19 protein-coding genes and 1 pseudogene are annotated in these 25695 nt (G+C 70.6%); 7 read left to right on the forward strand and 13 right to left on the reverse strand.

Annotated elements, in window-relative coordinates; all coding sequences use genetic code 11:
• Positions 1-5: 5 nt before the first annotated feature.
• The 5 genes from ABZ267_RS09580 to ABZ267_RS09600 all read right to left on the reverse strand — a co-directional run bounded on the left by ABZ267_RS09580 (position 6) and on the right by ABZ267_RS09600 (position 6172).
• A complete protein-coding gene (locus ABZ267_RS09580) occupies positions 6-1034 on the reverse strand; it encodes a LacI family DNA-binding transcriptional regulator (protein WP_356752055.1) in 1029 nt (342 codons plus the stop codon).
• Between the two features lie 59 nt (positions 1035-1093).
• Positions 1094-2140 carry an ABC transporter permease gene (locus ABZ267_RS09585; protein ID WP_356752057.1) on the reverse strand — a complete coding sequence of 349 codons (1047 nt, stop codon included), beginning with the start codon at positions 2138-2140 and terminating at the stop codon, positions 1094-1096.
• Positions 2137-3111 (reverse strand): ABC transporter permease, encoded by a 975-nt coding sequence (locus ABZ267_RS09590; RefSeq protein WP_356752059.1) that lies wholly within the window; start codon positions 3109-3111, stop codon positions 2137-2139. Before ABZ267_RS09590 ends, ABZ267_RS09585 begins: the two co-directional genes overlap by 4 nt.
• Positions 3108-4790: a sugar ABC transporter ATP-binding protein gene (locus tag ABZ267_RS09595; RefSeq protein ID WP_356752061.1), complete on the reverse strand. Its 1683-nt coding sequence runs from the start codon at positions 4788-4790 to the stop codon at positions 3108-3110. Before ABZ267_RS09595 ends, ABZ267_RS09590 begins: the two co-directional genes overlap by 4 nt.
• A gap of 296 nt (positions 4791-5086) precedes the next feature.
• A complete protein-coding gene (locus ABZ267_RS09600; protein WP_356752063.1) occupies positions 5087-6172 on the reverse strand; it encodes an ABC transporter substrate-binding protein in 1086 nt (361 codons plus the stop codon).
• Positions 6173-6765: 593 nt separating this feature from the next.
• Here ABZ267_RS09600 and ABZ267_RS09605 point away from each other — a divergent pair.
• Both ABZ267_RS09605 and ABZ267_RS09610 read left to right on the forward strand, forming a co-directional pair.
• On the forward strand, positions 6766-9210 hold the full coding sequence (locus ABZ267_RS09605) for an RICIN domain-containing protein (protein WP_356752065.1): 2445 nt from the start codon (positions 6766-6768) through the stop codon (positions 9208-9210).
• A gap of 49 nt (positions 9211-9259) precedes the next feature.
• Positions 9260-11599 (forward strand): AbfB domain-containing protein, encoded by a 2340-nt coding sequence (locus tag ABZ267_RS09610; RefSeq protein WP_356752067.1) that lies wholly within the window; start codon positions 9260-9262, stop codon positions 11597-11599.
• A gap of 77 nt (positions 11600-11676) precedes the next feature.
• Here the strand turns inward: ABZ267_RS09610 and ABZ267_RS09615 are convergent, their stop codons facing one another.
• On the reverse strand, positions 11677-15030 hold the full coding sequence (locus ABZ267_RS09615; protein ID WP_356752069.1) for a LamG-like jellyroll fold domain-containing protein: 3354 nt from the start codon (positions 15028-15030) through the stop codon (positions 11677-11679).
• A 494-nt stretch (positions 15031-15524) separates the two neighbouring features.
• Here ABZ267_RS09615 and ABZ267_RS09620 point away from each other — a divergent pair, with 494 nt between their 5' ends.
• Both ABZ267_RS09620 and ABZ267_RS09625 read left to right on the forward strand, forming a co-directional pair.
• Complete coding sequence (locus tag ABZ267_RS09620) at positions 15525-15941, forward strand: ATP-binding protein (protein WP_356752071.1); 417 nt, start codon at positions 15525-15527, stop codon at positions 15939-15941.
• Between the two features lie 160 nt (positions 15942-16101).
• Positions 16102-16623, forward strand: a pseudogene (locus tag ABZ267_RS09625) (FHA domain-containing protein); the annotation flags it as partial.
• A 276-nt stretch (positions 16624-16899) separates the two neighbouring features.
• Here the strand turns inward: ABZ267_RS09625 and ABZ267_RS09630 are convergent.
• The 4 genes from ABZ267_RS09630 to ABZ267_RS09645 all read right to left on the reverse strand — a co-directional run bounded on the left by ABZ267_RS09630 (position 16900) and on the right by ABZ267_RS09645 (position 19646).
• Positions 16900-17256, reverse strand: a complete 357-nt coding sequence (locus tag ABZ267_RS09630) for a YkvA family protein (RefSeq protein ID WP_356752073.1) — start codon at positions 17254-17256, stop codon at positions 16900-16902.
• A 48-nt stretch (positions 17257-17304) separates the two neighbouring features.
• Positions 17305-17562, reverse strand: a complete 258-nt coding sequence (locus tag ABZ267_RS09635) for a WhiB family transcriptional regulator (RefSeq protein WP_356752075.1) — start codon at positions 17560-17562, stop codon at positions 17305-17307.
• Positions 17563-17643: 81 nt separating this feature from the next.
• A complete protein-coding gene (locus ABZ267_RS09640) occupies positions 17644-18768 on the reverse strand; it encodes a PP2C family protein-serine/threonine phosphatase (protein ID WP_356752077.1) in 1125 nt (374 codons plus the stop codon).
• 44 nt (positions 18769-18812) lie between these two features.
• On the reverse strand, positions 18813-19646 hold the full coding sequence (locus tag ABZ267_RS09645) for a Scr1 family TA system antitoxin-like transcriptional regulator (protein ID WP_356752079.1): 834 nt from the start codon (positions 19644-19646) through the stop codon (positions 18813-18815).
• A 168-nt stretch (positions 19647-19814) separates the two neighbouring features.
• Here ABZ267_RS09645 and ABZ267_RS09650 point away from each other — a divergent pair, with 168 nt between their 5' ends.
• Positions 19815-20225, forward strand: coding sequence for an ATP-binding protein (locus tag ABZ267_RS09650; RefSeq protein ID WP_356752081.1), 411 nt, complete (start codon positions 19815-19817; stop codon positions 20223-20225).
• Between the two features lie 107 nt (positions 20226-20332).
• Here ABZ267_RS09650 and ABZ267_RS09655 read toward each other — a convergent pair whose 3' ends face one another.
• Positions 20333-21040 (reverse strand): ribonuclease H, encoded by a 708-nt coding sequence (locus tag ABZ267_RS09655; protein WP_356752083.1) that lies wholly within the window; start codon positions 21038-21040, stop codon positions 20333-20335.
• A 74-nt stretch (positions 21041-21114) separates the two neighbouring features.
• Positions 21115-21909, reverse strand: a complete 795-nt coding sequence (locus ABZ267_RS09660) for an SDR family oxidoreductase (RefSeq protein WP_356752086.1) — start codon at positions 21907-21909, stop codon at positions 21115-21117.
• A gap of 214 nt (positions 21910-22123) precedes the next feature.
• On the opposite strand from ABZ267_RS09660, the gene ABZ267_RS09665 reads away from it, so the two are divergent.
• Positions 22124-24013, forward strand: a complete 1890-nt coding sequence (locus tag ABZ267_RS09665) for an ABC transporter ATP-binding protein (RefSeq protein ID WP_356752088.1) — start codon at positions 22124-22126, stop codon at positions 24011-24013.
• Positions 24014-24030: 17 nt separating this feature from the next.
• Here the strand turns inward: ABZ267_RS09665 and ABZ267_RS09670 are convergent, their stop codons facing one another.
• Positions 24031-24291 (reverse strand): hypothetical protein, encoded by a 261-nt coding sequence (locus tag ABZ267_RS09670; RefSeq protein WP_356752090.1) that lies wholly within the window; start codon positions 24289-24291, stop codon positions 24031-24033.
• Positions 24292-24498: 207 nt separating this feature from the next.
• Here ABZ267_RS09670 and ABZ267_RS09675 point away from each other — a divergent pair, with 207 nt between their 5' ends.
• Positions 24499-25137: a class I SAM-dependent methyltransferase gene (locus ABZ267_RS09675; RefSeq protein ID WP_356752109.1), complete on the forward strand. Its 639-nt coding sequence runs from the start codon at positions 24499-24501 to the stop codon at positions 25135-25137.
• Positions 25138-25695: the final 558 nt, after the last annotated feature.

A 25695-nucleotide genomic window follows, 5' to 3' on the forward strand; every position in this document is an offset into this window, starting at 1 on the left:
GGGCCTCAGGAGGGGCCGGGGGCCTCACGGGGGCCGGTGGATTCGCGGAGGACGAGGCGGTAGCCGGGGCGGGGGCGCCGGGGTTCGGCGACCGGGGTGCCGGCGAGGCGTTCGACGAGGCTGTCGACGGCGAGCCGGGCGATGGCCGCCTTGTCCGGGGCGATGGTGGTGAGGGTGGTGGCGCCGTACCGGCTCTCCTCGATGTCGTCGAAGCCGACGACGGCGATGTCGCCCGGGATGGTCAGGCCGCGCTCGGTGATGGTGCGCATGGCGCCGATGGCGATCATGTCGTTGTACGCGAACACGGCGTCGGGCCGCTCGCCGCGGTCCAGGAGCGAGGCCATGGCGGCCGCGCCGTCCTCCCTCCCGTACCCGTCGGTGACGACGACGAGGGACTCGTCGGGTGCGATGCCGGAGGCGGCCAGCTCCTCGCGCCAGCCGCGCAGCCGGAGGTGGGCGGGCTGGCGTTCCTGGCCGGTACGGGAGCCGAGGAAGGCGATCCGGCGGTGGCCGAGGCCGATGAGGTGGGCGACGGCCTCGCGGGCGGCGGCCACGTTGTCGATGGCGATGTGGTCGTACGGTGCCTCGTACTCCCGCTCGCCGAGCAGCACCAGCGGTGCCGTCTCCGTCCGGGCCATCAGGTCCTCGGTCTCCAGGTGGATCGGGCTGAGGATGAGCCCGTCGATGACATGGGACCGGAACCCCTGGCTGACCAGCAGCTCCTTCTCGCGCAGGCCGCCGGTGTGGTCGACCAGGACGGTGTAGTCGTGCCGGGCGGCGGCGTCGACGACCTCACCGGCCAGCTCCGCGAAGTACGGGTTGCCGAACTCGGGCACGGCCAGCGCGATGATGCCGGTGCGGCCCTTGCGCAGATGGCGCGCGGTGAGGTTCGGCCGGTAGCCCAGCTCGTCGATGGCCTGCTGCACCTTGGCGCGCATCTTCGGGGTGACGTGCTGGTAGTTGTTGACCACGTTCGACACGGTCTTGATGGACACGCCCGCCCGTTGAGCTACGTCCTTGAGGCTGACGCCCACGGCACTCCTTGTTACTCGGTTTACTCGTCGCTGACCCGGTCCGTACGGTCCCGTCCGGTTCAGGTGGTTCTCCGGCTGCGCGCGAGGTAACGCTGCGCCACCACGACAACGATAAGGAAGCCGCCACTGACCACCGACTGGTACGAGGAGTTGAGCGAGCCGATCTGGTTGATGAGGTTCTGGATCACGGCGAGCAGCAGGACGCCCCAGAGCGTGCCGCTGATCGATCCGGCGCCGCCGATGAGGAGCGTGCCGCCGATGACGACGGCGGAGATCGCGTCCAGCTCCATGCCGACGCCGACGATGGTGACGCCGGAGGAGAGGCGGGCGGCGTTCAGCGCTCCGGCGAGTCCGGCGAGCAGTCCGCTGAGCGTGTAGACGAGGATCTTCGTACGGGCGACGGGCAGGCCCATCAGCGTGGCCGCGTCGCTGCTGCCGCCGACGGCGAACAGGGTCTGGCCGAACGAAGTCCGCTGGAGCAGCAGTCCGCCGGCGCCGAAGAGGACGAGCGCGATGAGGATCGGATGGCCGAAGCCCCAGACGCTGCCTTGGCCGAGTTCGGCGAAGGCGGAGTCCTTCGGGACCAGGTAGGTGGTGGCGCCCTCGTCGGTGAAGGCGAGGAGCATGCCGCGCGCCGCGAGGAGCGTGGCGAGCGTGACGATGAAGGGCGCCATGTTCGCGCGGGCGATGAGCAGGCCGTTGACCAGGCCGATCACACCGCAGACCACGAGCGGGACGAGCAGCGCGGCGAGGAAGCCCCACTGCGAGGCCCAGGCCGCCAGGACACCGCCGAGGGCGAAGACGGAGCCGACGGAGAGGTCGATGCCGCCGGTGATGATGACCAGCGTCATGCCGAGCGCGACGATCGCGAGGAACGAGGCCTGGACGGTGACGCCGCGCGCGTTGTCGACGCTGGCGAAGGTCGGATAGACGAACGAGGCGATGAGGATCACGGTCAGCAGGACCGCGAGGACGCCTTGTCGCTGGACGAGTTCACCGATGCGGGAGCCGGTGGAGCGCTCGGAGCGCGGTTCGGGGCGGGTCGGGGCGTTCTTGAGCGGCGCCGGCACCTGAGGAGCCGGGGCGGCGGAGGTGGTGTTCTTCATCGGGACCGACGCTCCCGGGCGACGTAGACGGCGGCGATGATGATGGCCGCCTGGGCGATCTGTGCGGTGGAGTCGGGCAGGTCGTGCTTGACGAGGGTGGCGCGCAGCAGCTGCATCAGCAGAGCGCCCGCGACGGTGCCGAGCACCCGGATGGAACCGCCGTTCAGCGGCGTGCCGCCGACGACGACGGCCGTGATGGCGGAGAGCTCCATGAGCGTGCCGAGCGAGGACGGGTCGCTGGCGGTGAGCCGGGCGGTGGCGAGGATTCCGGCGAGCGCGGCTATCGTGCCGCAGAGGATGTAGACGCCGATCAGGACGCGTTTGACGGGCAGTCCGGACAGGGCGGCGGCCGGTCGGTTGCCGCCGATGGCGACGATCTGGCGGCCGAAGGTGGTGCGCTGCACCAGGAACGCGACGGCCAGCGCGAGCACGCCCGCGATGAGCACGACGAGCGGGATGCCGAGGAAGGAGCCGGTGCCGAGCGCCAGGATGTCCGGGTTGACGATCTGCTTGAGCTGACCGTCCGCCATCACCAGCGCGAGTCCTCGGCCGCCGACGAACAGGGCGAGGGTCGCCACGATGGGTTGCAGCCCGACGAGTGAGACGAGCGTCCCGTTGATCGCGCCGACGACCGCTCCGGCCAGCAGCGCGATCAGGAGCGCGGGCACCAGGCCGTAACCGAGGTAGAGCGGCAGGAGAGCGGCGGCGAGCGCCATCGTGGAGCCGACGGAGAGGTCGATGCCCTCGGTGCCGATGACCAGGGCCATACCGAGCGCGACGATCACGATGGGGGCGACCTGGACGAGCTGGGTGCGCAGGTTGTCGGCCGTCATGAAGTGCTCGGTGAACAGGGCGTTGAAGAGCAGGACGACGGCGACGGCCGCGTACACGCCGTACTCCTGGTACCAGGCGGGGTCGCGCAGCCGGGCCGGCGGCTTCGCGGGGCGTGGCAGGGTGGCCTGGGTGGTCATCGGGGGTCCTCCTGGCCGGCCGCCGGGGCCTTCCGGCCGGTTTCGGGCGTGTGGTCGGCGGAGCTGTCCTTCGCCGGTACGGCACCTGGCGTGCGGTCGGCGGAGGCGGGGTCCGTACCGTCGGGCGTGTGGTCGGCGAGCACTTCGAGCAGGCGGCTCTCCTCCACCTCGTCGCCGGCGAGCTCACCGGCGACCGCGCCGCCGCGCAGGACGACGATGCGGTCCGCGCCCTCGATCAGCTCCTCGATGTCGGAGGAGATCAGCAGGACGGCCAGGCCTTCGCGGGCGAGGTCGTCGATGAGGCTCTGCACCTCGGCCTTGGCGCCGACGTCGATGCCGCGCGTCGGCTCGTCCAGGAGCAGCACCTTGGGTTCCAGGCAGAGCCAGCGGGCGAGGAGCACCTTCTGCTGGTTGCCGCCGGAAAGCTCGCCGACCTTCTGTTCGGGGCTGGAGGCCTTGATCCGCAGCCGCTCCATGAAGATGTCGACGATCCGGTCCTGCTTCTCGCGCGAGACGATCCCGGCCCGGGAGAGCCGGGGCATGGCGGCGAGCACGATGTTCTCGCGGACGGAGAGCTGCGGGATGATGCCTTCGGCCTTGCGGTCCTCGGGGAGCATGCTGATGCCGGCGCGGATGGCGGCGGCCGGAGTGGGCCGGCCGATGCGCTTGCCGTCGACGGTGATCTCGCCGCCGTCCAGCGGCAGCGCGCCGGTCAGCGCCTTGGCGGTCTCGCTGCGCCCGGAGCCCAGCAGCCCGCCGAGTCCCAATACCTCACCTCCGTACAACTGGAGTGATATGTCGTGCAGTTGATGGCGGCGGTCGAGGCCGGTGGCAGTGAGGACGGGCGTCCGGGCCACGTCGTGGCCGGCGGCGTCGAAGCTGGTGAGGCCCTCGCGGCGCACCTCGGCCAGGTCGCGGCCGAGCATCATCGAGACGAGCCGCATCCGGTCCAGTTCGGCGAGGTCGCCGGTGTGGATGTGGCGGCCGTCGCGCAGGACGGTGACCCGGTCGCAGATGCGGTAGAGCTCGTCCATGCGGTGGCTGACGTAGAGGACGGCGATGCCCTGGCCGCGCAGGTTCTCGATGACCCGGAAGAGGGTCTCGACCTCGCGGGGCTCCAGCGATGAGGTGGGTTCGTCCATGATGACGACCTGCGCCTGTACGGAGACGGCGCGGGCGAGGGCCACCATCTGCTGGGTGCCGATGCCGAGGGTGTGCAGCGGGCGTTTCGGGTCGACGCGGACGCCGAAGCCGTCGAGGAGTTCGGTGGTCTCGCGGTTCATCCGCGCGAAGTCGATGAGGCCGAAACGGTTCTTCGGCTCGCGGCCCAGGAAGATGTTGCGCGCCACGCTCATCAGCGGGACGAGGTTCACCTCCTGGTAGATGGTGGAGATCCCGGCCTGCTGCGCCTCGAACGGCCGGGCGAAGCGGACGGGCGCGCCCGCGACCCGTACCTCGCCGTCGTCGCTCTGGTAGACGCCGGTCAGCACCTTGATGAGGGTGGACTTGCCGGCCCCGTTCTCGCCGACGAGCGCGTGGGTCTCGCCGGCGCGCAGCGAGAAGGAGACGTCGTCGAGAGCGACGACTCCCGGGAACCGCTTGCTGACCGAGCGGGCTTCGAGCACGGGTTCCGCGACGGCGGTCTCCGCGTGCCGGGGTGTCGCTTCGGTGGGTGCCATGGATCCTGGCCTTCCGGTGTTACTTCCGGTGTTACGGGAGGCCAGGGATGGCGGCCTTCCGGTGGTACGGGAACGGGGCCGGGCCGCCGTGAGCGCGCGGGGCGTCGCGGCGGCCAGGGCGTGTCCGGCGGATCAGGACCGGATGGGCCGCGGCGTCCGGTGCGGTGCATCGCAAGGCGCTGGAACGTCCTCATCGCGGAGCGATTCGGGCGTTTCGGCAACGCCGCGAGGTACCGGGCCAGCCGTCGTGGACCCGGCTCTGATCCGCCGGACACGCCCTGGGCGTCCGGTCGGGGTCAGTAGGCTCCGCCGAGCGACTCCTTGGCGTTGGCCTCGTCGTACTCGCGGTCGGTGATGATCACGTTCTCCGGGATCTCCTCACCGGCGTAGAACTTCTGCGCGGTGGCGAAGGCCAGCGGGCCGAAGCGCGGGTTGGACTCGATGACCGCGTTGTACTCGCCGTTGACCAGGGCCTGGACGGCGTTGCGGGTGCCGTCGACCGAGACGATCTTGACGTCCTTGCCGGGCTTCTTGCCGGCGGCCTTGATCGCGGTGAGCGCGCCGAGGCCCATCTCGTCGTTCTCCGCGTAGACGGCGGTGATGTCGGGCTTGGACTGGATGAGCTGCTCCATGACCTGCTGGCCCTTGTCGCGGGCGAACTCGCCGGTCTGCTGGGCCACGATCTCCAGGCCCGGCGCCTCGGCCTTGACCTGGTCGACGAAGCCCTTGGTGCGGTCGGTGGTGACGTTGTTGCCGGAGGCGCCGAGCAGGATCGCGACCTTGCCCTTGCCGCCGGTCACCTTGATCATCGCGTCGGCGGCGCGCTTGCCCTGCTCCACGAAGTCGGAGCCGAGGAAGGCCACATAGTCCTTGCAGGCGGTGGAGTTGACCTTGCGGTCGATGGTGAGGACCGGCACCTTCTTGGCCGCTGCCGCCTTCAACGCGGGCTCCAGACCGTCGGAGTTGAGCGGCGCGACGATGAGGAACTGCGCGCCCTGCGACAGCATGTCCTGGATGTCGCTGATCTGCTTGGAGAGCTGGGACTGGGCGTTGGTGGTGAGGAGCTTCTTGACGCCGATCTTCTTCGCCTCGTCCTTGATGGACTGGGTCTCGGCGATCCGGAACGGGTTGGCCTCCTTCTCCGACTGGGAGAAGCCGACGACGGCGTCCTTCAGGTCCAGCTTCGGCGCGCCGTAGGTCTCCAGCGAGCAGCCCGAACCGGAGGTGGAGTCGGGGGACTTGGCTTCCTGGGCGCCCTGGCTGCTGTCGCCGCCCGCGGTGTTCGAGGTCTCCGACTTGGCGCAGCCGGCGGCGGCCAGCGTGGCGGTGGCGGCGAGGAGGCAGGCCACGGCGAGGGTACGGGGTCGACGCTGGATCATCATGCGCGGAACGCTCCTTGGCGGGTTGACGGCACGCGCGGCGGCGTGCGGTCGGGCAGGGCGGGACGAGGCATCGGCCGCGCGGCGGCGGGTGCCACTGCACTCCTCACGGCCCTGCTCCGACGTGCGGGAACACCGGTCGCGAGAACCTGCTGGGCTGTCGGTGGCTCGGTTTACAACGTTATATATGCGGTGCGGCACGGGCGGCAAGAGCGGAGTCGATGCGTTTCCAAAATGTGTCGGCCACCCGGCGGAGCACCCGTACGGGAAGCGACGCACCGTACGGCAACGGCTCCTGCGCACCCTCTGGACAGCCGCCCGGCGTCGTGCTGTCATACCGCCGGATGCCGTATTTCCAACGTTGCAAGAACGGATGCCGTACGCCGGGCCGCCCGCGCGACGGCGGCCGTCGGCATGCCCACGAACGGCCGCCCCGCCGCTCCCCCGGCCGGGCGGCCTCCGCACCAGGTTCGCGCACCACGGCGTCCCGCACCACGCCCTGCACCGGGCCCGCGCATCCGTATCGCGCGCGGCCACCACCCCCACCGAGCCGGTCGCAGCTCAGGCGGACCCGGCTCAGAGCAGGAGCCGTACCCATGCCGCTGAACCGCAGGCAGCTCATCACCACCGCCGTGGCCACCGCCGTCGCCACCGGCGCGTCCAGCCGGTGGGCCACCGCCGCGACGCCCGTCCGCCACCAGGTGCCGGCCGCGCCCGGCGGCCACTACTCCCCCAACGCCGCACCCCTCCACCCCACCGCCTTCCTCAAACTGCCACCGGGCAAGGTGAAGGCACGCGGCTGGCTGGCCGGTCAGCTCGGGCTCCAACTGGAGGGCCTGTGCGGCCGGTACGAGGAGTTCTCGCACTTTCTCGACTTCACGGCCACCGGCTGGGTCCGTCCCGACCGCGGCGGCTGGGAGGAAGTCCCGTACTGGCTACGCGGATACGCCGACCTCGCGATCGTCACCGGCGACGCCACCGCGCTCGCCACCACCCGCCGCTGGCTGGACGCGATCCTCGCCACCGGCCGGAGCGACGGCTTCTTCGGCCCGAAGGCGCTGCGGACCTCGCTCAACGGCGGCCCGGACTTCTGGCCGTTCCTGCCGCTGATCCAGGCGCTGCGCTCCTGGCAGGAGTACAGCGGCGACACCAGGATCGTCCCGTTCCTCAGCCGCTTCTTCCGCTACATGAACGCCCAGGACCCCGGAGCCTTCAACACCAGCTGGATCGCTCTGCGTTGGGGCGACGGCCTGGACAGCGTCATGTGGCTCTACAACCGCACCGGTGACGCGTTCCTCATGGACCTCGTCGACAAGATCCATCGGTACGGGGCCGATTGGGGCAACAATCTGGTCAATCCGCACAACGTCAACATCGCTCAAGGCTTCCGCGAACCGGCCCAGTTCGCGCTGCGCAGCGGCTCGGCGACCGACACCCGTAACACCTACGGCACGTACGCCAAGGCCATGGACGCCTACGGCCAGTTCCCCGGCGGCGGTTTCGCCGGCGACGAGAACGCGCGGCCCGGCCACGGCGATCCGCGCCAGGGCTTCGAGACCTGCGGAATCGTCGAATTCATGGCCAGCCACCAGCTGCTCACCCGGATCACCGGAGACCCGCTGTGGGCGGACCGCTGCGAGGAGCTGGCGTTCAACTCGCTGCCGGCGTCGCTCGATCCGTCGGGCAAGGCGGTCCACTACATCACCTGCGCCAACAGCGTGGACCTGGACAACGAGCCCAAGCGCGACCGCCAGTTCCAGAACCCGTTCGCGATGCTGGCGTATCTGCCGGGCGTGGACCAGTACCGCTGCTGCCCGCACAACTACGGTATGGGCTGGCCGTACTTCACCGAGGAGCTGTGGCTCGCCACGCCGGACGGCGGGCTCGCGGCGGCGATGTACGCGCCGAGCCAGGTGACGGCGAAGGTCGCCGACGGCACGGAGGTGACGTTCACCGAGGAGACCGGCTACCCGTTCACGGACACGGTCACGCTCTTTCTCACCGCACCGAAACCCCTGCGCTTCCCGCTCGTCCTCCGCGTCCCGGCGTGGTGCGAGGACCCGGACATACGGGTCAACGGCCTGCGGATCTCCGCTCCCGCCGGGCCCGCCTTCACCCGGATCGACCGCACCTGGTCGAGCGGCGACCGGGTCACTCTGCGGCTGCCGCAGCGCACCACCGTACGCACCTGGCCGGCGAACCACGGCTCGGTCAGCGTGGACCACGGGCCGCTCACGTACTCGCTCCGGATCGGTGAGCGGTACGAGCGGATCGGCGGCAGCACCACGTTCCCGGAGTACGCGGTCCACGCCACGAGCCCGTGGAACTACGGCCTCGTCCTCGATCCCGCGCGCCCCACCGCCGACCTCCGCCACCACTCCACGGGCCGAGCCCCCGGCGACAACCCGTTCACCCACACCGGAACCCCGCTCACCATGACCGCCCGCGCCCGCCGTATCCCGGAGTGGACGGCGGACGACGAGCGCGTGGTCGCGCCGCTCCGGCCGAGCCCTGCGCGCTCCACCGAACCGGTCGAGGAGGTCACGCTCGTCCCGATGGGCGCGGCCCGTCTGCGGATCACCTCGTTCCCGACGGCCGCACCGGAAGCGGAACCGTGGCTCGCGGACCGCTGGTACCGGTTCGCCAACCGGCACTCCGGCAAGGTGCTCGGCGTGGACGGCATGTCCACCGCCAACAGCGCCCACGTCGTGCAGTTCGGCGACACGGGAACGGCGGACCACCTCTGGCGGCTGGTGGCCAACGGCGACGGCTGGTACCGGATCCGCAACCGGCACTCCGGCAAGGTGCTGGGCGTCGACCTGATGTCCACCGCGAACAGCGCGCACGTCGTGCAGTTCGACGACAACGACACCGCCGACCACCTCTGGCAGCTCGTCCCGGACGGAGGCGGCTGGTACCGCATCCGTAACCGGAACTCGGACAAGGTGCTCGGCGTGGACGGGATGGCCACGGCCGACAGCGCCCATGTCGTCCAGTACGACGACAACGGAACGGCCGACCATCTGTGGCGGCTGCTCTGACGTCGCCGCTCGCTCCTCCCCGTACAACCGAGAAAAGGACGGACGAACCATGCACCCAGCACCCCGCACCTGGTGGCGGAGATCAACGGCCACCACCGGCCTCCTCGCCTTGGTGGCCACCGCTCTCGTCGGCAGCGGCACCGCACCGGCCGCCGCCGTGCCCGCCGCCTGGACGCCGAAGCCGCCGCCCATGACGACGCCGTGGACGAACCAGGTCCCGGTCGACAAGCCGCTGCCGGAGTATCCGCGCCCGCAGCTCACCCGCCCGGACTGGACGAACCTCAACGGCATCTGGGACTTCGCGGTCACCGGCCGCGACGCCGGTCAGCCCGCCACATTCCCGGAGCAGATCCGCGTCCCGTTCGTCGCCGAGTCCGCCCTCTCCGGCATCCAGCGCCGGATCACCGAGAACGACAAGCTCTGGTACAAGCGCGCCTTCACCGTCCCGGCCAACTGGAACGACCGCCGGGTCACGCTGCACTTCGGCGCCTCCGACTGGCAGACCACCGTCTGGGTCAACGGCACGCAGGTCGGCGCGCACAAGGGCGGCTTCGACTCGTTCGCGTACGACATCACTCCGCAGCTCAGCGGCGGTACGAACACGGTCGTGGTCTCCGTCTACGACCCGAGCCAGACCGGCGGCCAGGCCGTCGGCAAGCAGCGCATCAACGAGGTGAAGCCGCGTCCGGGCGGCGGCATCTTCTACACCGCGGCCTCCGGCATCTGGCAGACGGTCTGGCTGGAACCGGTAGCCGCCGCCCACATCACCCGCCTCGACATGACACCGAATCTCGGCGACAGCACGCTCCGGGTCCGGGTCCAGACGGCGGGCGCGGCGGGCCGGAGCGCCCGGATCACCGTCTCCAGCGGCGGTACGGTGGTGGGCTCGGCGACCGGATCGGTGAGCGGCGAGATCGCCGTATCCGTGCCGAACCCGCGGCTGTGGAGCCCGGAGGACCCGTTCCTGTACGACGTACGGGCCGACCTCCTCGACGGCTCGGCCGTCACGGACACCGTGGGCAGCTACACCGGTATGCGGTCGGTGGGGCTGGCGAGGGTCGACAACATCCTGCGACCGGTGCTCAACGGGAAGTTCGTGTTCCAGACCGGCACGCTGGACCAGGGCTACTGGCCGGACGGCATCTACACGGCGCCGACCGACGAAGCGCTGAGGTACGACCTCCAGGCGCACAAGGATCTCGGCTTCAACATGGTCCGCAAGCACATCAAGGTGGAGCCGCAGCGGTGGTTCTACTGGGCGGACCGGCTGGGGCTGCTGGTCTGGCAGGACATGCCGTCGATGGACACCGGAAAGGTCCCGGACGGGCCGGCGCGCACGCAATGGGAGGCGGAGTACCGGAACATCATCGACCAGCACCGCAGTTCGCCGTCGGTGGTCATGTGGGTGAACCAGAACGAGGGCTGGGGCCAGTACGACCAGGCCCGGATCGCCGACGAGGTCAAGGCGCAGGATCCTTCACGCCTCGTCAACAACATGAGCGGGGTCAACTGCTGCGGCTCGGTCGACGGCGGCAACGGTGACGTGGTCGACAACCACATCTACGTCGGCCCGGGCAATACGGCTCCGACCGCCACCAGGGCCGCCGTGCTCGGCGAGTTCGGCGGACTCGGCTACAAGGTTCCGGGCCACGAGTGGTACCCGGGCGGCGGGTTCAGCTACGAGGACCAGCCGAGCGTCGCGGCCCTCAACAACCGGTTCGTCGGCCTGCTCGACGCCATCCGGATCGGCCAGCTCCCGGCCGGACTCTCCGCGTCGGTCTACACGGAGATCACGGACGTCGAGAACGAGGTGAACGGACTGCTGACCTACGACCGCCAGGTCGTCAAGGTCGACACGGCTCGGGTGAAGGCCGCCAACCAGGCACTCATCCAGGCCTCCCGCACCCCGGCTCCTCCGGTGACCCTGCCCACCGGTCAGTACCGGTCTCTGCGGGTCACGACGCCGGGACACACCGCCAAGCACCTGCGGCACTACAACGCGCAGGCCTTCACCGAGGTGGTGAACAGCGGGAGTCCGGCGGTGCTGAAGGCCGACGCCACCTGGAAGGTCGTCACCGGCCTCGCCAACAGCAACTGCTACTCCTTCGAATCCCGCAACTATCCGGGCCAGTTCCTCCGCCACCGGGACTTCCGGGTCCACCGCGACGCCAACGACAACTCCGCGCTGTTCAAGGCGGATGCGACCTGGTGCGCGGTGGCGGGCAACGGCGGAGTGCGGTTCACCAGCGCCAACCTGCCGGGCAGCTATCTGCGTCACATCGGCTCGGAGGTGTGGCTGGCCACGCCGGGCGGCGGACGCGCCTTCGACAGCCCGGCCCTGTTCGCGCAGGACACGACGTGGGCGGTGGATGCTCCTTGGGCTCCGTGATTCCTCAGGAGCGGTGACCGACCGGCCGGCCCGGCAGCGACGGAGAACTTGCCGTCCGCTGCCGGGCCGGCTGCCTGCTACGGCTTGCCGCTGCCGTACAGAGCGGTCACCTCATCGGCGGTCAGAGCCTTGTCATGGACCCCGACCTGGTCGACCGACCCGTGCCAGTAGTCGGTCTTGGCGCCGCCGTACTGGGCCCGGCCGACGGAGAGCGGGCCGGTGCTCACATCGGCGGGTCCGGCCTCGGTGGTGGCGGCGAGCTTTCCGTCGACGTACAGCTTCACCTCGCTGCCCTGCCGGACGCCGACCAGGTGGTACCACTTACCGGTCTCCGGTGTGATCTCCAGGCGGGCGCGCTTGCCGCCCGGAGTGGAGAAGGCGAACGCGCCCTGCCCGTACTGGAGATAGAACGGGTTCTCGGTGCGCCGGCCGTCCTGGCTGACGACGGTGGCGTAGTTGCCGGGCAGCGCGTCCAGCGAGGCCCACGCGGAGACGGTGTAGTCCTTCGTGGTGTCCACGACGGGACCGGCGCTCTGCGCGTACTGGCCCTGGCCGTTGAACTTCAGCGCCGAGCCCGTGACGCCCGGAGCCCAGGACGTGCCGCCTTCCAGCGTGAGATCGGCCTTGTTGGGACCGCTGTCGCGGGCCGTGGCGCCCTTGTTCTCGTCGAGCGACCAGGAGCCGCCGCCCTTCAGCTCATCGCGCCGGCCGGCGTCGGCTCCGGCGGCGATGACCTGGCGGTTGATCTCCCGGACCTTCTTCGGGTCGACCTTGATCTCTCGACGATCGTACGTCCAGAGCCCGTTCAGCTCGTTCTCCAGGTCGCTGACCTGCGTGTAGACGGAGCCGGACAGCTCGGCGCCGGCGGCCGCGAGATAGTACGTACGAGTGTTGTCGACGTACTTGGCGGTGAGAGCGGCCTTGTCCGCCACGCCGGAATAGATGTTGGCAGGTGCACCGGGCCACATGTGACCCGGCGTCCGGAGCGTGAAGCCGCCGTGCTCGCCGTCCATCGCCGCGCGGCGGTCGTCCGGGAAGGCCGGGTCGTCGTTCACGTAGTCGTGGTGGTCGATGATCTCGCCCTTGCCGGAATCGCCCTTTGAGGCACAGCAGTTGACGCCGCTGTGCGCGTTGACGACACGTGACGGATCAAGCGCCTTGACCTGCTCGGCGATCTCACCGGTCGCCGTCCGGTCCCACTCGCCCCAGCCCTCGTTGAAGACGATCCAGCCGCTGATCGAAGGGTAGTTGTGGAACTGCTTCATCAACTCCTTGCCCTGGGTGAGGAAGGCGTTCTTCCCGGCGTCGTTGTCGATGTCGGCGTTGACGAAGTCCTGCCACACCAGCAGGCCGAGCCGGTCGGCGTGGTAGTACCAGCGCGGCGACTCCACCTTGATGTGCTTGCGTACGGCATTGAAGCCGAGGTCCTTCTGCGCCTTCAGGTCGAAGATGAGAGCCGCGTCGCTGGGCTGGGTGTAGAGGCCGTCGGGCCAGAAGCCCTGGTCGAGCATGGCGAGCGAGAAGAACGGCTTCCCGTTGAGGACGAGCTTCTGGTAGCCGCCGACTTCTGTGACCTTCAACTGGCGCATGCCGAAGTAGCTTTCGACGCCGTCCCTGGACCGGCCGTCGGTGAGCGTCACGTCGAGGTCGTACAGGTAGGGGTCGTCCGGCGACCAGAGGCGCGGGTTCTTGAGCTGGAGGCTCAGCTTGCGGTTGGCGGGACCGGTGACCGTACCGACGGCCTTGCCCTTGTGGTCGCGGGCGACGGCGGTGATACGCGAACCGGCTGACGCCTTCGCGGAGTTGACGGTGACCGCGAGGCTGCCGGTGTCGATGTCCGGGGTCGTGGTCAGGGAGTCGATGGCGGCGGGCGCGACCGGCTCCATCCACACGGTCTGCCAGATGCCGGAGGTCGGGGTGTAGACGATGCCGCCGGGACGGGTGGACTGCTTGCCCTTGGGCTGGTTCGGGCCGGTCCTGTCGGTGACGGCGACGACGATCTCCTGCGGGCCGCTGCCCTTGAGAGCGTCGGTGATGTCGGCGCTGAACCCGGTGTAGCCGCCGGTGTGTTCGGCGACCTTGGCGCCGTTGACCCACACCGTGGACCGGTAGTCGACGGCGTCGAAGTTGAGCTTCAGCCGCTGGTTCTTGCCGTTGCCGTTCTTGCCGACCGACCAGTTCTTCGGCACGGTCACGAGCTTGCGGTAGAACATGTGGTCCTCGTCGCGCTCCAGGCCGGAGAGCTGGGACTCGACCGGGAACGGCACGATGATCCGCTCACCGAGCTTCTTGCCGAAGACCGGCTTCTCTCCCTCGGTGGCCCCGGCGAACTCCCAGGGGCCGTTGAGGTTCTTCCACTTGTCGCGGACCTGCTGCGGACGCGGGTACTCGGGCAGCGGGTTGTTCTTGTCCAGCTTGTCGCCCCAGGTGGTGGTGAGGCGGTGTGTGGAGAGGTTCTTGGCCGTCCGACCGATCTCCGGGACGGTCTCGGTCCCGGACGTCAGCCCGCTCTTGCCGTCGTAGACGACCTTGACCCGCTGGTCCTTCAGGACCGGAGCGGCGAGGTCGATGATCAGCGCGCGGGGGTTGTTCGCGGCGCGGCTCACCTTCCTCACCGGCATCGGCGAGGTGTCGACCTCGATCTTGAGGTGGTCCTTCACCTTCTCGTAGTTCGCGACGCGGTCCTTGAAGGTGGCCTGGAGGCGCTTGCCGTTCTCGGCGACGGTCAGAGCGACCGGGTAGACCTCGAAGTCGGCGGGCGGGGTGAAGGCGGACTCGGGCACGATCTGCTTCTTCAGCGTGTCGCTCTGCCAGCGCAGGAACATGCTGGCGCCGCCGACGTCCTGGAACATCTCCAGCTTGAAGTCGTGCTTCTCGCCCGCCTTCAGGGTGATCGGCGCGCTGCGCTGTTCGTTGTCCCAGTCCGGCTGCCAGTGGTCGATGACAACGTTGCCGTCGAGGAAGAGCCGGAAGCCGTTGTCGCCGATGGCGGAGAAGGTGTACGAGCCGGTCTCGGGCGCTTCGAGCTGTCCGGTCCACCGGGCGGTGGTGTGCTCAGTTCTGCCGGTCGCCGACTCGAACGTCCCGGTGAGACCAGGGAAGTTGATCTCGGGGTCCAGGGAGATGGCGCCGAGTTCGGCGAAGTCCCGGGCGCCGGGCGCGGACATGCTGAAGTACTCGCCCTTCAGCCCGCGCACATCGGTGACCGGGTCGTCGGCGGTGAAGGCGGCGGCGGAGGCCGGAGCGAAGGTGGCGGGTGCGGCGGCGGCCGTCGGCACCAAGGTGGCGCCGACCGGTATCAGGAGCGCTGCGGCGCAGGTGAGGGCCCTGAACAGGGCACGGGGGCGCGGGTGTTGTCGTGTCAAGGCGTCATCCTCATCGAAGAGCCGGGAGTACCTCGAACCGGCGAGGTACTGCACATAGTCGAACATTGAGCCACAACACCAAACACGGCACAACGGTCGTGCACCGAGAATTTTCAACGATAGAAACCTGCGGTACGACAGACGAGGACGACCGCCGCCACCCCTCCGCACCCCTGAGCGAGGAGCAGGCCGGGAGGATGCTCGCCGGCATGAACGAGGTCATCGAACGTGGAAGCCCTGCGACGCCTCGTCGAGGAGGACCTGCGACTGCACCGGGCGGAGTTTTCGGGCGGCTACCGGACGGCGTACGACACCATCAGCCGTGGTCTCGACGTCCCGGCGAACGTGACCACCACCGGCTCCGCCTCCGTACGCCGCGCCCTGGCCCACCGCAGCCGGCGGGGCCGGTTGAGAGGACCGCAGCCGGCGGGGCCGGCTGAGAGGCGAGAGCTGAGGCGTGAGAGGGCCGGGTTCACCCGTTCTTGCGGCGATTTCCATGAAACGCCGATACCGGGGTACCTGGACTTCAGCCAGAAAGCTCACGCGACGGGGTGACCGCTATGAACGACCGCATGCTGATGACACTCTCACCGGACGGGGAGACCCGCACTGATTACGTCTGCCGACCGGAGAAGGCCGCCGACGCCCGGGACGCGGTCACCAGCTTCCTCTCCCGGCTGCATCCCGCACCGGCCTCGCACGTGGTGCAGAACCTATTGCTCCTCGTGACCGAGCTGGTCACCAACGCCGTCCGGCACGCCGGATCCGTCACCGCGCTCTGGCTGACCGCGGACCGCACCGGCGTCCACGTCCGCGTCACCGACCCCAGCCCGGCACACCCGCAGGACCGGACGCCCGACCTGACGGGCCGCACCGGTGGCTTCGGCTGGCCGATGGTCCAGCGGCTCGCCCAGGAGGTCACGGTCCGCGAGTCGGCGGACGGCGGAAAGGTCATCCTCGCCACCGTGCTGCGCTGACAGCGCGGCATCCCGCACTCCGGCACTCCGCTCCACGCTCAACCCCGGTCGCGACGGGCGGCGATCGTGACGTCTCAATAGAATTCGGACATGGCAAAGTAGGCCCGCAGCGCCGACAGCGCCCGAGCTCGTCCTGGAGACCGATATCGGCTCCACCGTGATGAGTCCGAGCCGGGACTACCATGTCGGCCGCGACCCCGAGAGCGACATCGTCATCGACGACGCCCGGGTCTCCTGGCACCACGCGGTCCTCCATCCCGATGCCGGTCACTGGACGCTCCAGGACGAGGCCAGCACCAACGGCACGTACACCGGTGGTCACCGCGTCCACGAGTCGGGCGTCGGCGCCGGCAGCATCATCCACTTCGGCAACCCGGGCGACGGCCCCCGCGCCGTCCTGCTAGGCCGCGAACCTCCCGCTCGCCCCGCCACCCCGGACCGGCCCTCCGCCGTCTCGATGCCCGCCGCCCCCGGAACCTTCCGGCAGCCGACCACCGTACGGCCGCTGCCCGCCAAGACCGTGCGCATCGGCCGCGACGCCGGCAACGACCTCGTCATCGACGACCTCGTCGTCTCCCGCCACCACGCCGAGCTACGGGCGCTGCCCGACGGCCGGCACGAGATCGTCGACCTCGGCAGCCACAACGGCACGTTCCTCAACGACCAGCCCGTCGACCGGGCGAAGCAACGCCGCCGCGCGACGATCCGCCGCCACAGGACGGCGGGACCACGCCGCCGAACGACGGTGGACCCACCACGCCGACGACCGCGCCCGAGCCCGATGCGGACACCGAGCCCGCACCTCCGGACACCCCGCCCGAGCCGCAGCCCGACAGCCAGCCGGCGCCGCCTCCGCAGGAACAGCAGCCTGACAACCAGTCGGCGCCGCAGCCTCAGGACGGCGAGCCGGAGCCGAGCGGCGGATCATCCTGCAGCGCCGGCGCGTAACGCCTAGCGCCTAACGCACAGCGTCGGGTCGGCGGGGCTCGCTCGTCTTCTGAAGCTTCGGGATCTCCACCGGGGCGCCCGCGCCCTTGGCGCGGCCCAGTCCGGCCGACGCGGCGGCCTGGTGCAGGGAGCGCAGCGCGAGCAGCAGGAAGCCGATGTCATCGAGGTAGACGGGGTCCGGCAGCAGGTCGACCGGGGAGACGGTGTAGACGACGGCCGCCCAGACGAGCGCCTTGCTGCGCAGCGGGATCCCGGCGTCGACCAGGAGCTTCCTGGCCTTGAAGACCCGCACCAGCAGAACGGCGGCCAAGGCCAGCATGGCCAGCGCGGCGACGGCGGCGACAACGAGCCAAACGGTGGTGTCCATGGCTCATCGTCTACCCAATCGACCGCCGCTGACGGCGTTGCGGCCGAGTCAGCCGGCGGTGTTCCCGGTACGCCGGCGGTTCCGGCGCTTGAGCGCGCGTCGTTCGTCCTCCGCGAGGCCTCCCCAGACGCCGGAGTCCTGGCCGTTCTCCAGGGCCCATTCCAGGCACTGGGCCTGGACCGGGCAGGTCCGGCAGACCGCCTTGGCCTCCGCGGCCTGGACGACGGCGGGGCCGGACGTCCCGATGGGGAAGAACAGGTCCGGGTCCTCCTCGCGGCAGGCCGCGTGCGTGCGCCAGTTCTCCATGCTGCTCACTCCCGGTGTCGGATGCGTGCCGTAGGCACCTGCCGTACGGCCGTAACGTCCGGGTGACCGATGATCCGCGCCTCAAACACGTGGCCGCCGGGGAAACCGGACGGCTTCGGGGCCGGGGCGGTATAGGGCGAGGAGGGCCTGGTCGTCCTGGATGCGGCCGCCGGTGTGGCGTCCGACGTCCTCGATCAGCAGCTGGAGGATCTGCGCGGGCGCCGGTGGATCGCCGACGAGCGAGCGGTGGCGCAGAAGGCGGGGCAGCCGTACGGCTGCGTCGTAGAAGACCCCGGCCTCGTCGCGGGCCTCGGTGACGCCGTCCGTGTAGCAGAGCAGCGTGGAGCCTGGCGGGAAGGCGAACGTGTCGACCTGTGCCGACCAGGTACCGAGGTCCGCCATGCCGAGCGGGGGCGCCTCCTGGGACGGTTCGAGGACGGTGGCCGTGCCGCGGGCGTCCAGCAGCAGCGGCGGCGGATGGCCGCGGTTGACGATGCGTACGGTGTCGAGTCCGGCGGCGAACTCCGCGAGCAGCGCGGTGGTGAAACCCTCCTCCTGCTCCTGGCCGCCGCGCCGCCCGCCCTCGCGCAGCAGGGCCCCCTCCAGCGCGGCCACCAGACGCGGCAGGTCCTCCGCCTCGTCGGCGGCGAACCGGAAGGCCCCGAGGTCGGCGCAGACCGCGCTGACGGCGCCCAGCCCCTTGCCCCGCACGTCCCCGACCATGACGCGCACCCCGTGCGGGGTCTCCTGCACGACGTAGAGGTCGCCGCCGATCATGGCCTCGTCCTCGGCGGGGACGTACCGGGCGGCGATCCTGAGGTCACCGAGGCGGGACGGAGGCCGGGGCAGTACGGCGGCCTGGGCGACGGCGGCGACCTGGCGGGCGCGCCGGGTCCGGGCGCTCTGGCCCGCGAGGGTGCGGTTGATGAGGACGGCGAGCACGGTCACGGCCAGCAGGGTGAGCTGGTTGGTGACGCCTCCGTGCCAGCCGAAGGTGTGGTCGACCCGGGCGAGTATCACCTGGACGGCCATCGAGAGGGCGCCGATCGCGATGATGCCGGGCGGGTGCAGGAGTGCGGCGGCGGCGACGGGCGCGGTCGCCAGCAGAGGCGCGGAGGTGATGTCGGTCGGGGTCACCAGGTCGATCACGACCGCCAGGACGACGACCCCGACCGGAATCCACTGGGCCCACCGCTGCCGCACCACTCCCCCACACTGGACGGCCCGGGTCCGGACCGCATCCCGGGCGCTCAGAGCGGCAGCGGGGTCTCCGGAGGCGGGGCGGCGGCGCACGCGGCGTCGAGGCGGATGCGGTGGGCCATCACGGCGTCCGGGTCGTCGATGAGGTCGACCCGCACGCCGGGCATCTCCAGGACGGCCTGGTCGCCGATCTCCGGAGCGGGCACCCGGAGCAGGTGCAGCGGCGGCATGGCGGTCATGGGGTGCGGCGGGTGGTCGAGCGGCACCACCTGAACGGTGATGTGCTGGCGCTCCATCGCCTCGGCCAGCGCCTGCCGCTGCCCGGCCATCGTCGCCGGGTCGCCGACCCGGGTGTGCAGGGCGACGGCCGGGAGCAGGGCCCACAGGGCCGTACCGCGCCCGGTCAGCCGGCGCTGCCGCTGCCGCAGCAGCTCCAGGCGGCGCTCGCGCAGGGCGGGGCTGTCGTCGGGGTGACGGATGCGGTAGAGGCCGGCGGCGTAGGCGGAGGTGCGCAGCAGTTCGGGCACGAGGGCCGGGTGCCAGGTGCGCACCAGGCTCGCGGAGGACTCGACGCCGATGACGTCCTGCTGCCAGCTCTCCATCGCGTCCCGCCACCGGTGCCACCAGCCGGGCAGGTTCGCGGCCCCGAGCCCGGCCAGGATCGGCTCGGCGACGCGCGGCGGCGCCCCGTAGCAGCGCAGCAGTTCGGCGACCTGCCGGGCGTCGAGCCCGGTCTCGGCCCGCTCGATCCGCCGTACGGTCGCGGGGTGCGCGTCCAGCGCGTCGGCGGCGGCCCGGAGGGTGACGCCCGCCTGCTCCCGCAGGATCCGCAGCCGGGCGGCCAGGACGCGGTGCTGCACCGTGGGGCCGGAGCGGGGTCGCATGCTCGTACCTCGTTCGTCGAGCCCCGGAGCGGGGCCTCAAACATTCTGTCGCTTGCAAAGTACGTGTTTTGCACCGAGAGTGCATACATGTCGGAAATAGCCATGAGTGCGGAACGCACTCCGGAAGGCGGGGGAGTCAGAGGTGCGCACAGTTGGTGGGTCCCCCGGTTGCCAGGGGGCGTTCCCGAGGCCCGTCACCGGGTGCAGGAGGCGATGCGCGCGTGGGGAGAACCCGTGGAACGCATCGAGGCGGCGGCGCTGATAGTGACCGAGCTGGTCACCAACGCCGTGCAGCACACCAGCACCCGCCGGATCCGCTGTCGGCTTCTCCGCTCGGCGGAGGGCGTGCGGATCTGCGTGTGGAACCGCGGCCGGGGCCGGATCCCGGCGCCGGCGTCCTCGCCCGACGCGTCGGGACTGCCCGTCGCGGCGGCTCCGGCGGCGGACGGCCCCGACGGTGACGATTCGCTCGACTGCCTGGCCGAGGACGGCCGGGGCCTCCTGCTGGTGGACGCCTTGGCGGCCCGCTGGGGCACACGCGCCGCGCTGGCCGGCCGGCTCGTCTGGGCCGACGTCTGATGCCCGCCGCGTGAACAAGGGCCGGGACTCCCCATCATGACGCGTGGCCGGGACTCTCCCAGGTGATCATCAGGCGGGGGTCTCACGTGCGGTCGGCTCCCGTGCGATCAGGCAGGGGCGGTACGGCACTCCGGGTGGCCCCAGCCGTTCGGGTTCTTCGCGATCGGCTCCTTGGCCGCGTACGGCCTTCCACAGTGGCACCGGCCAGCGAACCGCGCCTTGATCGTCGCGCCGGAGGACCGCCCGCTCCGGGACGCGCCTTTCGCCTTCGCCTCTCCCGCGCCGCCGCCCGCCTCCGTACGCCCTTTCGTGGAGCGCGCCTGGGCGGGTACGGGCAGGGCCGTGGCGCCGTGCGCCGTACCGGCCGGCCGCTGCGCCACCGCCGCCTCGCCGGCGGCCTGGTCGGCGAGCGCGTTGAGCGGGTCGCCGTCCACCTGGTGGGCGGGCACATAGCGGAAGGTGACCGTACGCGCGGTGAGCATGGCGTCGATGCGGGTGACCAGCTCGCGGTTGGCGACCGGCTTGCCCGACGAGGTCTTCCAGCCGTTGCGCTTCCAGCCCGGCAGCCACTTGGTCACGGCGTTCATCGCGTACTGCGAGTCCATCCGCACCTCGACGCGCGCCGCCGGGTCGGTGGACTCCAGCAGCTCGGCCAGCGCGGTGAGCTCGGCGACGTTGTTCGTCGCGGTGCCCAGCGGACCCGCCTCCCAGCGCTGAGGGGTGCCCTGCGCGTCGGCGACGACCCAGGCCCAGCCGGCCGGTCCGGGATTTCCCTTGGACGCGCCGTCACACGCGGCGATGATGCTCTCGTTCATCCTCCGATCATGCCAGCCCCGCATGACCGTCCCGACCGCCCGCCGCCTCTCCGCCGTACTCCCGTACGCATCGCTCAGGGCACGATCGAGTCGACGTATCCGCCGTCCACCCGCACCGCCGCCCCGGTCGTCGCGGAGGCCTGCGCGGAGCTGAGGTAGACCACCAGGTTGGCGATCTCCTCGGGCTCGATGAGCCGCTGGAGCAGCGACTGCGGCCGGTGCAGCCGCATGAACTCACGCTGCGCCTCCTCCCACGGGAGGTCCTCGTCGACCAGCTCGTACACGAAGTCCTCCACGCCTCCGGTGTGCGTCGGGCCGGCGATCACGGAGTTCACCGTCACGCCCGTACCGGCCGCCTCCTTGGCGAAGCCCCGGGAGACGGCGAGGAGCGCGGTCTTGGACATGCCGTAGTGGATCATCTCGGCGGGGATGACGATCGCGGAGTCGCTGGCGATGTTCAGCACCCGGCCCCAGCCCTGCCCGGTCATCGCGGGCAGGTAGTGGCGGATGAGCCGGACCGCGGAGAGCACGTTGGTGTCGAAGTACGTACGCCACTCCTCGTCGGTGATCTCCAGGGCCGGGCGGGAGCCGAAGATGCCGAGGTTGTTGACGAGCACGTCGGCCTCCGGGACGGCCGCGTACAGCTCGGCGGCGCCTTCGTCCGTCGTCAGGTCGCAGGCCACCGTCGTGACGGCCGCCTCCGCCACCTCGGCGCGCAGCGACCGCGCCGCCGTCTCCAGCCGCTCCCGGCCGCGTCCGGTCAGGACGACCTCGGCTCCCGCCGCGGCCAGCCCGGTGGCGATGGCGAGGCCGATGCCTTGCGATGAACCGGTCACCACCGCTTTCCTGCCTGTCAGATCGATGCGCACGCCACTTCTCCCCTTGCTCGCTCGTTCTTCTCCGTCTGTCAGCCGACTGCCCCGGAGGCCGCCGTACTCACCCCAGGGTCCGCTCCCAGGTTCGCACCGGCCGATGACCGACGCCTGGCGGAGCACGGACCGCACCGTTGACCTCAACCAAACTTGAGAGCTTAGCGTTCAAGGCAGTCCGCACAGCCACATCAGCAGAGTTCGGAGCTCTCCCATGGACATGGAAGTCACCGCGTGGACATCGCTGCACAGCGCGATGAACGCCGAGCACGACCGGCGGCCCTTCTCCAGAGCGACGTTACGGCGCATCCTGGTCTTCGCCCGGCCCCACCGGAGCCGCATCTACCGGTTCCTCCTGCTCAGCGTCGTCACCGCGCTGCTCGCGGTGGCCACTCCGGTCCTCGCCGGCCGGGTCGTCGACGCCATCGTGCGCGGAGCGGAGTCGGGTACGGTCACCCGGCTCGCTCTGCTGATCGCGCTGATCGCGGTCGCCGAGGCCGGTCTCGGCCTGCTGACCCGGTGGCTGTCGGCCAACCTCGGTGAGGGGCTGATCCTCGATCTGCGGACGGCGGTCTTCGACCACGTGCAGCGGATGCCGGTCGCCTTCTTCACCCGCACCCGGACCGGCGCTCTGGTCAGCCGGCTCAACAACGACGTGATCGGCGCCCAGCGCGCGTTCAGCAACACGCTCTCCGGTGTCGTCTCCAACCTCGTGACCCTGCTGCTGACGCTCGCGGTGATGCTCACGATCTCCTGGCAGATCACCGTGCTCTCGCTGGTCCTGCTGCCCGTCTTCGTCATCCCGGCCCGCCGGATGGGAGCCAGGATGGCCGGAATGGAGCGCGAGGCGGCCAACCACAACGCCTCGATGGGCACGCAGATGACCGAGCGGTTCTCCGCTCCCGGCGCCACCCTCGTCAAGCTCTTCGGCCGTCCGTCGCACGAGTCGGCCGAGTTCGCCGAGCGGGCCCGCCGGGTCCGTGACATCGGGGTCCGCTCCGCCATGATCCAGTCCGCGTTCATCACCGCCCTCACCCTGGTCTCGGCCCTCGCGCTCGCACTGGTCTACGGGCTCGGCGGCTACTACGCGCTGCGCGGCACCCTGGAGGCAGGTGCCGTCGTGTCGCTGGCCCTGCTGCTGACCCGCCTCTACGCTCCGCTGACCTCGCTGGCCGGAGCCCGGGTCGAGGTCATGAGCGCACTCGTCAGCTTCGAGCGGGTCTTCGAGGTGCTGGACCTGAAACCGCTGATCGCCCAGAAGCCGGACGCCCGCGCGGTGCCGGAGGGCCAGGTGTCGGTGGAGTTCGACAAGGTCTCCTTCGGCTATCCGTCGGCGGACAAGGTCTCGCTCGCCTCGCTGGAGGAGGTCGCGACGCTGGACAGCCGGGGCGGCACCACGGTCCTGCACGAGGTGTCCTTCCGCGCCGAACCGGGCCAGATGATCGCCCTGGTGGGCTCGTCGGGCGCGGGCAAGTCGACCATCGCGCAGCTGCTGCCGCGGCTGTACGACGTGGACGCCGGTTCCGTACGGTTGAACGGGATCGACGTACGGGATCTGAGCGCCGACTCGCTTCGCGACACGCTGGGCATGGTGACCCAGGACGGACACCTCTTCCACGAGTCCGTACGCGCCAATCTGCTGCTCGCCCGGCCCGACGCCTCCGAGGACGACATCTGGGACGCGCTGCGCCGCTCCCGGCTGGAGGGGCTGATCGCCTCGCTGCCGCAGGGGCTGGACACGGTGGTCGGCGAACGCGGTTACCGGCTCTCCGGCGGTGAGCGTCAGCGGCTCACCATCGCGCGGCTGCTGCTGGCCCGTCAGCGCGTCGTCATCCTGGACGAGGCGACCGCGCACCTCGACTCCACCTCCGAGGCAGCCGTCCAAGAGGCGCTCGGCGAGGCGCTGGAAGGCCGGACCGCCGTGGTCATCGCCCACCGGCTCTCCACCGTCCGGGCGGCCGACCAGATCCTCGTCGTCGAGGCGGGCCGGGTCGTCGAGCGCGGCACGCACACCGAACTGCTCGCGGCACGCGGCCGGTACGAGGAGCTGTACCGCACCCAGTTCGACCGGCCGTCGGCGGACGAGGCACAGCCGGTCGGCTGAGCCGGTGCGGCCCGCCGTCAGCGGCGGACGAGTCGGGGACGTCCCGTGGTGCGCAGGCGCCGCAGGGCGTCCCCGCCGCAGCTGCGCCACTGCTTCGGCGAGACCCGGGGCCGGTGGGCGCCGTTGGTGACGAGCGCGTTCACCGAGGTCATCGGGTCCGCCGCCATGGACTTGGCGAGCAGCACGCCGACCACCAGCGGCAGCAGCGTGACCGCGAGGGCGGTACCCGCGGTGGTGACGTGCTGGATGTGGGGTCGGCGCTGCGCTGCGGAGTTCATGGCCTCATTCGAACAGCGGGCGGACGGCGGAACATCGGGGCAGGTACTCAGCGGTGCGGGCCGCGCATACTCAGGCGCGCGTACGGGGACGCTGGGGACGCGGACCCGGACGGCGGGGACGCGGACCCGGGCGGCCGCCGGACCACGGGAAGGACCACGCCGATGAGTGAGCGCCAGGGAGAGCCGGCGGAGCGCCCGGACGGAGCCATGGACGCGCAGAGCGGCTCCGGCCTTTCCGCCGCGACGGTGTTCGACGCGCTGGGGGCCGCGTACGAGCGGGCGTTCGCCGGTTCGGCCGCCCACCACGCCTCGCTGGACAGGCTGCTGGAGCACCTGGCGCCGGGCAGCCGGGTCCTGGACGTGGGCAGCGGTACGGGAGTGCCGACCGCGCGGCGGCTGGCGGCGGCCGGACACCGGGTGGTGGGCGTCGACGTCTCTCCGGTGATGACCGCGCTGGCGGCCCGGCAGGTGCCGGAGGCCGAATTCCGGTGCGGCGACATCCGGGAGCTGCCGTGGGCGGACGAGGAGTTCGACGCCGCCTGTGTCTACTTCTCGCTGCTGCAGATGTCCCGCCGTGAGCAGACGGAGCTGCTGGGCCGGCTGGCACGCGCGGTGAAGCCCGGTGGCCGGCTGGCCGTGGCCACCGTTCCGGTGGACGTGGCGGACGTGAGCGCCGTCTTCATGGGACAGCCGGTGGTGGTGTCGAGCTTCGGCGAGGAGAAATTCGCCTCCGTGGTGGCCGGGGCGGGGTTCGCGGTGGAGGAGCGGCACAGCGTGCTGTTCACTCCGGATCACCCGGCAGGCGTACCGGAGCCGCATCTCTTCCTGCACGGCCGTCGCATCTGACGCCCTCGCCTCAATCCTTTCGCAATCACAAAAAACAAGCCGAATGAATGACAAGAATGGCGCATTCGCGTTCCTTCACGAGAAGGTAATGCGATAGCAAAGTTCCGGTCTATATGCTGAGCTGTACTCGTATACGTCCGGGCGCCGGCCGCGCGTCCGGACGAGCAGGATGTTCGACAAAGCACGAGGTGGAACACATCTCCCCCTCCGAACATTCATACGGATTTAATCAGTGCATTCGTCAATATGACCCGACCACACCGCTCCCCGGCACCGCCGGATGCAGGAGGCAGGCCACCCATGAAGTCCCTTGCCGTACCCATCCGGACTTTCACCGGACACGGCGCCGCGAACGCAAAGGAGTCCGGGCTCCCCACGTACGCCCGGCCCCCGAGACCTGTCCGTACGAGCGGTGGCGTAGTGCACCACGGCTCGTACAGCGTTCACCGGCCGGAGAGCGGCCCGTCGTACGGCCGCCTCTGACGGCTTCCCGCCCCCACCCATCCGCGCCCGGCCCCCGGCCGGGCGCGGATCTGACCCTCAAGGGAATCGTCACCC

The sequence above is a fragment of the Streptomyces sp. NPDC006174 genome (assembly GCF_040614075.1).
Taxonomy (GTDB): domain Bacteria; phylum Actinomycetota; class Actinomycetes; order Streptomycetales; family Streptomycetaceae; genus Streptomyces.

Excerpts from the sequence above, each read along its gene's own strand:
- ABZ267_RS09595 (WP_356752061.1), bottom strand. The coding sequence starts at position 4,790 with ATGGCACCCACCGAAGCGACACCCCGGCACGCGGAGACCGCCGTCGCG.
- ABZ267_RS09635 (WP_356752075.1), bottom strand. The coding sequence starts at position 17,562 with ATGGAGAACTGGCGCACGCACGCGGCCTGCCGCGAGGAGGACCCGGAC.
- ABZ267_RS09645 (WP_356752079.1), bottom strand. The coding sequence starts at position 19,646 with ATGCGACCCCGCTCCGGCCCCACGGTGCAGCACCGCGTCCTGGCCGCC.
- ABZ267_RS09600 (WP_356752063.1), bottom strand. The coding sequence starts at position 6,172 with ATGATGATCCAGCGTCGACCCCGTACCCTCGCCGTGGCCTGCCTCCTC.
- ABZ267_RS09665 (WP_356752088.1), top strand. The coding sequence starts at position 22,124 with ATGGACATGGAAGTCACCGCGTGGACATCGCTGCACAGCGCGATGAAC.
- ABZ267_RS09585 (WP_356752057.1), bottom strand. The coding sequence starts at position 2,140 with ATGAAGAACACCACCTCCGCCGCCCCGGCTCCTCAGGTGCCGGCGCCG.
- ABZ267_RS09630 (WP_356752073.1), bottom strand. The coding sequence starts at position 17,256 with ATGGACACCACCGTTTGGCTCGTTGTCGCCGCCGTCGCCGCGCTGGCC.
- ABZ267_RS09610 (WP_356752067.1), top strand. The coding sequence starts at position 9,260 with ATGCACCCAGCACCCCGCACCTGGTGGCGGAGATCAACGGCCACCACC.
- ABZ267_RS09670 (WP_356752090.1), bottom strand. The coding sequence starts at position 24,291 with ATGAACTCCGCAGCGCAGCGCCGACCCCACATCCAGCACGTCACCACC.
- ABZ267_RS09590 (WP_356752059.1), bottom strand. The coding sequence starts at position 3,111 with ATGACCACCCAGGCCACCCTGCCACGCCCCGCGAAGCCGCCGGCCCGG.
- ABZ267_RS09620 (WP_356752071.1), top strand. The coding sequence starts at position 15,525 with ATGAACGACCGCATGCTGATGACACTCTCACCGGACGGGGAGACCCGC.
- ABZ267_RS09655 (WP_356752083.1), bottom strand. The coding sequence starts at position 21,040 with ATGAACGAGAGCATCATCGCCGCGTGTGACGGCGCGTCCAAGGGAAAT.
- ABZ267_RS09675 (WP_356752109.1), top strand. The coding sequence starts at position 24,499 with ATGGACGCGCAGAGCGGCTCCGGCCTTTCCGCCGCGACGGTGTTCGAC.
- ABZ267_RS09615 (WP_356752069.1), bottom strand. The coding sequence starts at position 15,030 with ATGTTCGACTATGTGCAGTACCTCGCCGGTTCGAGGTACTCCCGGCTC.
- ABZ267_RS09605 (WP_356752065.1), top strand. The coding sequence starts at position 6,766 with ATGCCGCTGAACCGCAGGCAGCTCATCACCACCGCCGTGGCCACCGCC.